Consider the following 10,823-nt stretch of genomic DNA (forward strand, 5'->3'; position numbering starts at 1 on the left):
GAGAGAAATGAAAAAAACAAGCTTAACCAGTGGCTGGCAGCTAAAAGGATATGATAAAGACAATATTTCAGAGCTAAAGTTAAAAGATTTTGATATGGAAGACTCTATGTGGATCCCTGTGAAAGTTCCCGGAGATGTGCATTCTGCATTAATGCAGCAGGGGATTATTGAAGATCCTTTTTACTCAACCAATGCAGAAAAATGCAGGTGGGTTGAAGATAAGATATGGGTTTATAGAACTCGGTTTGCTTTTAACGAAGAAATTCAAAATGATGAAGTGATAGAGCTTGTTTTTCAAGGTCTAGATACGTTTGCTACAGTATACCTAAATGGACAGAAGCTTGGCATACATAGCAATATGTTTATTCCTTTTAAAGTAGATATTACACCTTTTATTCAGTATGGTATAAACGAGGTGCTTATTAGTTTTGACTCAGTAATAACTGTCACGGAGCGAAAAGATTACAGCAAAATGTGGTTTTCTTATAGCAGAAATCGTGTGTGGGCCAGAAAAGCACAAATGAATTTCAGATGGGATTGGGGGCCTAGATTATTAACGGCAGGAATCTGGAAAGAAGTAGAATTACAATGTCATAAGAAAGTAAGTATAGATTATAGCTATTTTACAACAACTCATTTAAGCTGTGACAGAGCAGAGGTGAGTTTAGATATTGGGTTAAAACAAGCCTCAAATAAGCGTTTGAAGGTTAAAATAGATATGATGGAAGAAGAAAAATCAGTCTACAGCCAAGAAATAAAGGTTGATGAAAACAACCCTATACATATGACCTTTGAGGTTAATCATCCTAAACTCTGGTGGACCCATGATTTAGGAGAACCTTTTTTATATGATCTTAGAATAGAATTATTCGAAGAAGATCGATTGATTGATACTAAAGTTCAAAAAGTAGGTATTCGCCAATTAGAAATTCAACAAAAAGATGAAGCTGGGAATTCACGCTTTATGTTTGTATTAAATGGTGTAGGTGTTTTTGTAAAGGGCGCTAATTGGGTACCCGCCCATAGTTTAATTGGAACAATAGATAAAAAGACATATGTGGACTGGATTCAATTAGCTAAAGAAGGTAATATGAATATGCTGAGGATCTGGGGCGGTGGCATTTATGAAAAAGAGATTTTTTATGAGACATGTGATGCATCAGGGATACTCATTTGGCAGGATTTTATGTTTACTTGTTCTTCCTACCCAGACTTTGACTTTGAATTCATGAGCAATGTTAAAGCCGAAATACGTTATATTGTAAAAGCACTTAGAAATCACCCCTCACTCGCTATATGGTGCGGAAATAATGAAATTCAGTGGCTTCATGGGCAAAAGTTACCTCAGTTAGTAGATTTAAGACTATATGGAGAAAAAATCTATCATGATTTAATGCCAGAAATATTACAAGAGTTAGACCCAAGCAGGCTTTATTGGCCAAGTTCACCTTTTGGGGGTAATGACCCCAATAGTGATGAACAGGGTGATAAGCACAATTGGCAAGTTTGGGCAGGGCAGATCTATCCAAGAAAATATGGAGAGCCTGTACTGGTAGATAATTCGCCTCATGGTATATCCTTTAAAAGATTTGCAGAAGATATGTGCAAGTTTGCATCAGAGTTTGGAATGCATGCTTTACCGGTTATGGAAACGTTAGAAGCGTGTATTCCAAAAGAAGATTTATATTTTGACAGTTTTGAAATGAAATATCGTAATAAAGACAAGCGGCCAGATCGTGGAAAGTTATTAATGGAAGGTTATACAGGGCTTCCGCATAATCTTGAGGAATATATTGATTTTTCTATGATGGCTCAGGCAGAAGGATTAAAATATGGTATAGAGCACTATAGAAGAAGGTGGCCAGAATGTGGAGGTTCTATTATATGGCAGCTTAATGATTGTTGGCCGACTATGAGCTGGAGTATCGCTGATTTTTTTGGACGTCCTAAAGCTGGTTATTATTATACAAAACGTGTTTATAAACCTATAATTATTTCTTTTAAAGAAGAAACGTTAGATTATTTCTCGCTATGGGTTTCAAATGATACTTGTGAAATCTATGAAGATACATTGATAGTTGGACTTCAAGATTTTTTTGGACACAATGAATACTACGAAGAAGTACCAGTATATGTTAAGCCCAAACAATCTCTTAAAATAAAGGTTTTTTTTAAAAATAGAATAAACGTAACCTATGCAAATTTTGAATTTATGTATGTAAAATCCTTAGAAGGTAAAGTAGATCAAAATATATTATTCTTTTATGATTATAAAGATTTAAATCTTCCACCTTGTACCTTAGATGTAAGGAAAGAAGTTCTATCAGAACAGGAAATAAAATTAAAAATCAAAACAGATTGTTTTGCAAAGTTCGTAAAAATAGCTGGAGATTTAGATGGCATTAAACTTAGTGACAATTATTTTGATCTGATGCCAAATGAAGAAAAAGAGATTTTATTATGGACTCAAAACCCTAAAATAGTTGATCTGAAAATAACAGTTCAAGCTATAAATAATAGAACAAAATGAAGAGTATATATATAGGGGTTTTGCATAGGGGGCGAAGCATCAGAGGTTTAGAAGTGAGTTGCACTTCTAAACCTTTTTGACTTGAAATAAATTTTCATTTGAAAATATCTTAAGTAATATTTTTGAACATATATATAAATTTAGGTTATAATAAAAACATAAAGATAGAAAAAGAGGAGGGTTAAGAATGAGTCAAGTTGGATTTGGAGCTTTTGATATGATGTTTAATATTGTACCCGTTATCATATTATTAGGTTTTATCTTTGTTTTTGGAACTATTATTTACAGAATAGTAAATATAGCAAAAGATAAGAGAAAACCTATTATTCCAGTTAGAGCTAAAGTGGTTGCTAAACGTACACAAGTGCGAGGTGGGCATACATCACACAACGATATGCACGGGCATACCCTTTCTAGCACCTATTATTATGCTACTTTTGAGCTTGAAAATGGGGAGCGAATGGAACTGGCTATTCCTTCACATCAAATAGGTTATATAGTAGAAGGTGATACAGGAATTCTTAATTTTCAAGGCAGCTTATTTGTTAAATTTGATAGAATTTAAGCATTACACCATCTATTAGAATGAGGAGGAACAAAGTTATGGAAAGCAAACAATATGTATGTCAAAAGTGTGGCAATACACATTATGAGTCAGATCAATTTCAAGCAACAGGAGGGAATTTTGCAAAAATATTTGATGTGCAAAACAAGAAGTTTATTACGATTAGTTGTTCAAGATGCGGCTATACAGAACTTTATAAGTCCAAGACAACAGCTGGTTGGAATATACTAGACTTCTTAACCTCATGATGAATATATTAATGCAATTATTGCCACCCTACCTGGGTGGCTTTTATATTTAAGAAAACAACCCGTGTTTACGCATCAATATGCCCGCCTATTTAAACAGTTTGACATAAATATCTCTATAAGGTGAAACTTTGAGGTTGAATAATGAAAAAAATATATATGTCAAATTACATATTTAATAATGGGCTGGGTAATATAAGTTAAAAGAGAATAAAAGGAGTACTAAGAATGGACAATGCAATGTTTTGTTATCAATGTGAACAAACAATGGGAGGAAAGGGCTGTACTAAAAGCGGCGTTTGTGGAAAGACACCTGAAATAGCCAATTTACAAGATTTATTAATTTATCAGCTAAAAGGCATAGCTTGTTATGCAAAACCTTTAATTGAGGAAGGGCAGCTGATAGATAAAGAAATTGTAGCATTCGTAGAGGACTCATTATTTACAACATTAACTAATGTAAACTTTGATGCTGAAGTTCATGTACACTTATTAAAAAAATCACAAAAAATAAAACAGACATTAAGAGAACGTGCACCAAAGGGGCAATATGCAGATGCCGCTGCCTATAATCTAAGTGAAACAAAAGAAGCGATGTTAAAAGACGCGGTGGTAGCAGGCATTATGTATGACAGGGATCTTGACGAAGATGTCCGTTCCTTAAGATCAACAATACTCTATGGATTAAAGGGGATAAGTGCCTATGGTCATCAAGCGAGATTTATCAATTATTATAGCGATCAAGTAGACCAATTCTATTTTTTAGGATTAGAAGCTACAACAAATGATGCATTAAGTGTAGAAGAGCTGATTCGTATGACTATGAGAACAGGCGAGATGAGCGTGGAAGTTATGAGAATTCTAGATGAAGCCAATACTACGAAATACAGCCATCCATCTCCTCAACAAGTTAATGTAAATACAGAAAAGGGACCTTTTATCATTATATCAGGCCATGATTTAAGAGATTTAGAAATGCTGCTTGAACAAACAGAAGGCAAAGGCATTAACATATATACCCACGGAGAAATGCTCCCTGCCCATGGCTATCCTTCCCTAAAAAAATATAAACATCTAGTAGGTAATTATGGGTCTGCTTGGCAGAATCAACAAAAAGAATTTGATAATATACCAGGTTGTATTTTAATGACAACTAATTGTTTGATGCGACCAAGAGAAGGTTATAAAGATAGAATATTTACCACTAATGTTGTAGGATGGGATGGCATTAAAAATATTAAAGTAAATGAAGATGGTACGAAAGATTTTAGTGAAATTATAAATAGAGCTCTAGAGCTCGGCGGTTTTAAAGAAGACGAGGAAGAAAAGAAGATTTTAGTAGGCTTTGGACACAATGCAACCTTGTCCCATGCTGAAGCTATCGTTAATGCTGTAAAAGAAGGGAAGTTAAGACATTTCTTTTTAATAGGTGGCTGCGATGGGGCAAAACCTGGAAGAAACTACTATACAGAATTTGCAGAAAAGGTTCCTCAAGATTGTGTTATTCTTACACTTGCCTGTGGGAAGTATAGGTTTAACAAATTAGATTTTGGAACAGTAGCAGGATTACCTAGACTACTAGATGTTGGTCAATGTAATGATGCCTACTCAGCAGTTAGAATTGCTACAGCTCTAGCTGATGCATTTGACACGAATGTAAATGCATTACCTCTTACAATAGTGCTTTCGTGGTATGAACAAAAGGCAGTTGCCGATTTATTAGCTTTGTTATCTCTAGGTATAAGAGGCATGTATTTAGGGCCAAGTTTACCTGCATTTATTTCGCCCAATGTTTTACAGTATTTAGTAGATACATTTGATATCAAACCAATAAGTACACCAGAGGATGATTTGAAAAATTCTCTTCTGCAGGCTAATTAAAAATAGTTGAGCAGTATGTACAGTTAGTTCAATAAATTACGTTTGAGAGGTATAAAAAACGGACTTAATAAAGTTCGTTTTTTTATGCAAAATAAAAGAGTGATTTGTATCTACGGATACAGATCTAGTTAAAAGAATATGATAAGATAGTCACATAAAAGAAATTGATATTCATTATCAAATTAAAGCTGGAACACATATCATTTTAGAGGAGATGAATCATATGCAAGAATTAATTAAAAACATTCAGAAGGCAGTAAATGTAGATTTTGACAGCTTAGTCAGCGCAAAGGATGGGCAAATAGAAACAGTTACACTTGCTCAAAAGAAAGGCGTGGGCGTAACAGCTTTAGCATTTGGAAAAGGTGAAGGGGTAGGTCCTCATTCAGCTAAAGGGGATGCACTCATTTATATCCACGAAGGGATTGCAACTGTAAAAATAGGAGAAAATACAATAGAAGCTTACAAAGGGCAAGTGGTAGTTATGCCAGCTAATATTCCTCATCAAGTGACAGCTAAGGAGAATATGAGTATGCTTCTTGTAGTTGTTAAGGAGGATTAGTTATGAAATATCTTAAAAACATTATGCCTTATGTACCTGTAGCTTTAGATGAAATTGTAACGCATACAGGCAGCAAAATAGCTAGTAAAGCGCTTATTAATAGTGAGCACACGGAAATCAGATTTTTTTCTTTTGCAAAAGGAGAAAGTATTGATAAAGAGTATTACGAAATGGATACTTTGTTTTGGGTGATTGAGGGAAGTCTCAAAGTCTTATATAAAAAAGACAATGAAACGATTGTGCATACCGGAGAAATAGTGGCGCTGGAGGCAGATATAGATTATGGCGTAGAAGCCTTAGAGGATACTAAGGTGTGTACCATACTCGTAAAAGCTTAATAAAGCAAATGAAATCAGTTGATAAGAGTTACTATTTAGCGCCCTGCATAAGCTGGGTGCTTTTAGTTAGGACGTATTTATATCTTGACAGCTTAAGAAAGAGATGATAAATTTAACACAAGACTTATTAAAACACTTTTAATAAGTCTTGTGTTAAGTTAGCTTTATATAAATAAGCTTAGCGTGTAAAGATGCTTTTAAGTAAGGAGACATATTTGTGGAACATATTGGCGGAAATTCCATTGTTATTAAAGAAATAAATATAAATCTTATTCGGAAAACGCTCAGAGAAAAGGGGCAAGCTACAAAACAACAGCTTGCAGAGTTAACAGGACTTAGCCTGGTTACTGTTGGTTCAGTTTTACAACAATTGATAAAAGAAAATGAAGTTTGTGAAGCAGAATTATCTTCATCTAGCGGAGGGAGACCAGCTCAAAATTTTAAATATAATGATTATTTTTCACTAATACTTATCATATTCCCTTATGAAGTAAATGGAGATATTAGCATTCATTGTGCGGTAGTCAGCCTTTTGGGTAAAAGTGTGCATGAGGTGGATGAAAAAGTTGAAGGTATTGATTTAGAAAGCTTTGAACGCATTATCAGCCCCTTGATAAGTACGTATCCGACGATTAAAGCTATTGGATTTGGACTACCTAGTGTTGAAATGGATGGAAAAATTATTATATCTGATTATCAAGCTTTGATGGGCGTTTCGATTGCTGCACATTTTAGTGAGCGCTATCACATGACAGTCATTATGGAAAATGATGTGAATGCAGCAGTAGTAGGTTTTGCAAAACGAAAAACTATAGCTACAGGGTGTACAATGGCGTATCTGTATTTTCCGGATCAGTATCCGCCGGGATCAGGTATATTTTTAAATGGACAATTGCATAAAGGAAAAGGGAATTTTGCAGGAGAGATTGCTGCGCTGCCTTTGGGAATCAAATGGAATCAAGAGTTATATCGCTCCTTTGATAGAGTGTGTGAAGCAATAGCTCAAGTGGTTGTAACGCTTAGCTGTGTTTTGAATCCTCATTATATTGTATTAAGTGGAAGTTATTTGAGTGATTCACATGTAAAGGCCATTATACAAATGTGTAGTACCAAGCTTCCCCAAAATATAGTTCCGGATATCTTTCTTTCGGAAAATTTTACATCAGATTATCAACGGGGAATAATTGAACAAACATTAGCAGTATTAGAGCCAGAAATAGCGTTAACAAGAAAATTAATTTAGGGGAGTGTATATATGGCTACATTTTTTTTGATCATTATTTATATGGCGTTTATTAGTTTGGGGCTGCCAGACTCTTTGCTCGGAACAGCTTGGCCAGTCATGCAGATACAGTATAATGCCCCCCTAGGGGCAGCAGGCCTTATCTCTATGGTCATATCAGGAGCAACAATTATTTCGAGTTTGATGAGTGGCAGTATTATTAAGCGTTTTGGAACAGGAAAGATAACATTTATCAGTTGTTTAATGACCGCTTGTGCACTTTTAGGCATTGCTATTTCACCTGCTTTATTTTGGTTTTTTATCTTAGCTATTCCGCTTGGTCTAGGGGCAGGGGCTGTAGACTCTGGACTTAATAACTATGTTGCACTACACTACAAAGCACATCATATGAGCTGGCTCCATTGTTTTTGGGGCGTAGGAGCGACACTTGGACCTATCATTATGTCTTGGTACATTGGCAGAGGATATTCGTGGAGAAGCGGTTATTTTACGGTTGCTATGATTCAGTTTGGATTAGTGGTACTGCTTTTTATGACCCTACCACTATGGGATAAGGCAGCAAATACAGTTAATAATCAATCAGAGGATCTTAGCACACGGAATCAAATAACCAAAAATGATTTAGAGCATCATAGCTTAAAAGAAATAAATCCAATACATATTAAAGGCGTAAAATTTGCACTGGCATCTTTCTTTTTTTATTGTGGCATAGAGGCTTCAATGGGGTTATGGGGAAGCAGTTTCTTGGTTAATGTTAAGGGATTGGACGCGGCAACAGCTGCACGTTGGGTGTCTATGTATTATGGAGGGATTACTTTAGGGAGATTTATTACAGGCTTTATCACTATGAAGCTTAGTAATAAAGTACTTATACGTATGGGACAAAGTATTACTTTAGGGGGAGCGCTCTTATTATTGCTGCCACTTCCAAACATCTTTTCGCTTATTAGTTTTATTATGATTGGACTTGGATGTGCGCCTGTTTTTCCCTGTATGATTCATGAAACGCCAACGCGATTTGGAAAAGCATATTCACAGACGATTATAGGATACCAAATGGCATTTGCATACATAGGTATTACTTTTTTACCGCCGCTTCTTGGCTGGATTGCAGCAAGTACAACGATAAAAATTCTTCCATACTTTGCTTTATTCTATATCTTAGGAATGCTTTTTAGTTCAGAAATAATCAACCGTTTTATGAAAAATAAGGCATGTTAAAACTAAATGATTAAATAGCCTCTCAAGTAGGGGCGAATGATAAAGAGATAGGATGAATCGATTAAACGAAAACGAATTATACTATAACAATAATAAATAATAAAATGCGGAGGCTGATATGAAAGATTTAATTCAGTTAGGGCGATACCGGCACTTTAAAGGTAATGAATATGAGGTAATTGCACTGGCTAAGCATAGTGAAACATTAGAAGATATGGTTGTCTATCGTGCCTTATATGGAGAGTATGGTATATGGGTAAGGCCAGCAAGTATGTGGCAAGAAGAGCTTATAAAAGAGGGCAGGACATTTAAAAGGTTTGAAAAGTTAGAGTAACTTTGTGGAAATGGAAGAAGGAGACTAGATAGATGCAGCAAAAAATAAGCAAGCTTATGGAAAAACATCATATCAGTTTTGGTGAATTAGCGGAGAAACTGAATATAAGTAAACAGACACTTACCAGAAAAGTAAATGGCAGTACGGATTGGACTTATCAGGAAATCACGACCTTAACACAATTATTGAGTATAAAAGATCCTCAGGATTTTTTCTTTAGTATCAAATAGAAAGGACAAAATAATGGACGGAACCAAAAGAAATAATATTAAAATAGGGGCAACAGTAATGGTTGTACAAAAACAGGACCAACGAAGCGGTAAACTTACAGAAGGCGTTGTTCAGAGAATCCTTACTAATTCATCAGAGCACCACCATGGTATAAAGGTTATGTTAGAAAACGGCATTGTTGGAAGAGTAAAAGAAATAAAAAAATAATAGAAATTTATTCAGAAAGAAGACCCACTTTCTCCTAGTTGTAATTATTGCAGAATATGATATAATAGACAACATTGAGTATCTTTACAAAACCAGGAGGCGCTTTATTTTTATGGAGAAGCAATCATTTTACACACAACTTGATAAACACAACAAATATATTTTAAACTGTTGCTTTTTTGTCTTTGCAGTAAATGGTATATACGGTATGAGTTTAGGTTCTTTACTGCCTTTAATCAGCAATGAATATGGCTTAAATAATACAATAAGCGGTGCACTAATCTCATCACACCAAGTAGGTAATTTAATAGCAGGCTTTATTGCAGGGGTCTTGCCGCTTTATTTAGGAAGAAAAAAATCAATTATGTTTATGTGCAGCTTTGTTATTATGGGATTTTTAATTATGATTTTAACAGGTAACCCAGTATTATTGATTCTAGGTTTTTTATTTACAGGATTAAGTAGGGGAAGTATCTCGAATTTTAACAATAGTGTTGTCAACGAGGTATCAAACAGTAGCCCAGCGGCGCTTAATTTTTTACATAGTATTTTTGCTGTGGGTGCTTTAATGGCGCCGTTTTTAGTAATGCTTTGTACCTATTTAGCTGGAGATATAGGCTGGAAAATAGCGGCTGGAGTTATTATTATTTTATGTATTTTTTCAATTTTCCTATTTTCGAGAATGAGAATAGATCCATCTGTAAAAAAGAAGGACAATATTAAAATATCTTATGCATTTTTAAAAAATAAGTATTTTTGGATTACAGCAGGCATTTTCTTTTTTTACTTATGTGCAGAGGCAACAATTAATGGATGGATCGTTAAATATTTTGTAGATTCAGGAATTATGACAATTGCATATGCTCAGGTGCTTGCTTCTTTATTATGGGTCGTAATTCTTGCTGGCAGATTGACCTGTGTATTTATAGGAGACAGAGTTTCTAAGAAGGTACTACTCTTATCAACAAGCTTTGGCACTGCAGCTTTTTACCTATTGCTTCTAAGCACACAAAATACAACTGTGATTACGCTGGCGATAATGGGATTAGGTTTTTCTATGGCAGGCATTTACCCAATAACTATTTCTACGGTTGGAGATACAATTAAGGCTTATCCTATGGCTATGGGTGTATTACTGATGGCAGGCGGGGTCGGAGGGATTATCATGCCAATTATAACGGGCGCATTGGCTGATGCTTTTGGCGTTTTTGCTGGAATGAGCGCTATTGTAGCTGCGATCATTTTAATGGTTATTTGTGTCATTTTAAATGTGATAAGTAAAAAAGATAATACCCAGATAGATACTATAAATCATTAAGAATAAGCCGGTTAGGGTATTGATATGCTCCCCTTATAGTAGACAGTAAAAATAATAAAACTGTTTACTGTAAGGAGGAGCATATTTTTATGGGACAAAAAAGTAATTTTTCGGCAGAACAGAAACTAAAGTACGTTCTTAGATG

The 10,823-nt window shown here is 34.9% G+C and carries 12 protein-coding genes; all 12 read left to right on the forward strand.

Going from position 1 to position 10,823, the window contains the following annotated elements; translation table 11 throughout:
- Positions 1-7: 7 nt before the first annotated feature.
- The 12 genes from BN3326_RS17940 to BN3326_RS17995 all read left to right on the forward strand — a co-directional run bounded on the left by BN3326_RS17940 (position 8) and on the right by BN3326_RS17995 (position 10,678).
- A complete protein-coding gene (locus BN3326_RS17940) occupies positions 8-2,530 on the forward strand; it encodes a beta-mannosidase (RefSeq protein ID WP_070000627.1) in 2,523 nt (840 codons plus the stop codon).
- Positions 2,531-2,717: 187 nt separating this feature from the next.
- Complete coding sequence (locus BN3326_RS17945; protein ID WP_070000628.1) at positions 2,718-3,095, forward strand: DUF2500 domain-containing protein; 378 nt, start codon at positions 2,718-2,720, stop codon at positions 3,093-3,095.
- A gap of 38 nt (positions 3,096-3,133) precedes the next feature.
- Complete coding sequence (locus BN3326_RS17950; RefSeq protein WP_070000629.1) at positions 3,134-3,343, forward strand: zinc ribbon domain-containing protein; 210 nt, start codon at positions 3,134-3,136, stop codon at positions 3,341-3,343.
- A gap of 228 nt (positions 3,344-3,571) precedes the next feature.
- Positions 3,572-5,224: a hydroxylamine reductase gene (gene hcp / locus BN3326_RS17955; RefSeq protein ID WP_070000630.1), complete on the forward strand. Its 1,653-nt coding sequence runs from the start codon at positions 3,572-3,574 to the stop codon at positions 5,222-5,224.
- A gap of 223 nt (positions 5,225-5,447) precedes the next feature.
- Positions 5,448-5,786, forward strand: coding sequence for a cupin domain-containing protein (locus BN3326_RS17960; RefSeq protein WP_070000631.1), 339 nt, complete (start codon positions 5,448-5,450; stop codon positions 5,784-5,786).
- A 2-nt stretch (positions 5,787-5,788) separates the two neighbouring features.
- Positions 5,789-6,124, forward strand: a complete 336-nt coding sequence (locus BN3326_RS17965; RefSeq protein WP_070000632.1) for a cupin domain-containing protein — start codon at positions 5,789-5,791, stop codon at positions 6,122-6,124.
- 217 nt (positions 6,125-6,341) lie between these two features.
- A complete protein-coding gene (locus BN3326_RS17970) occupies positions 6,342-7,367 on the forward strand; it encodes an ROK family transcriptional regulator (protein WP_070000633.1) in 1,026 nt (341 codons plus the stop codon).
- Positions 7,368-7,379: 12 nt separating this feature from the next.
- Positions 7,380-8,588 (forward strand): MFS transporter, encoded by a 1,209-nt coding sequence (locus tag BN3326_RS17975; RefSeq protein WP_070000634.1) that lies wholly within the window; start codon positions 7,380-7,382, stop codon positions 8,586-8,588.
- Between the two features lie 118 nt (positions 8,589-8,706).
- The gene (locus BN3326_RS17980; RefSeq protein WP_070000635.1) at positions 8,707-8,922 is read left to right on the forward strand and encodes a DUF1653 domain-containing protein; all 216 of its coding nucleotides are present in this window, start codon (positions 8,707-8,709) and stop codon (positions 8,920-8,922) included.
- 32 nt (positions 8,923-8,954) lie between these two features.
- Positions 8,955-9,152: a helix-turn-helix domain-containing protein gene (locus tag BN3326_RS17985; RefSeq protein WP_070000636.1), complete on the forward strand. Its 198-nt coding sequence runs from the start codon at positions 8,955-8,957 to the stop codon at positions 9,150-9,152.
- A 13-nt stretch (positions 9,153-9,165) separates the two neighbouring features.
- A complete protein-coding gene (locus BN3326_RS17990; RefSeq protein WP_070000637.1) occupies positions 9,166-9,360 on the forward strand; it encodes a YwbE family protein in 195 nt (64 codons plus the stop codon).
- A 112-nt stretch (positions 9,361-9,472) separates the two neighbouring features.
- On the forward strand, positions 9,473-10,678 hold the full coding sequence (locus BN3326_RS17995; protein ID WP_074463626.1) for an MFS transporter: 1,206 nt from the start codon (positions 9,473-9,475) through the stop codon (positions 10,676-10,678).
- Positions 10,679-10,823: the final 145 nt, after the last annotated feature.

The organism is Cellulosilyticum sp. I15G10I2, assembly GCF_900095725.1.
In the GTDB taxonomy this organism is placed as follows: domain Bacteria; phylum Bacillota; class Clostridia; order Lachnospirales; family Cellulosilyticaceae; genus FMMP01.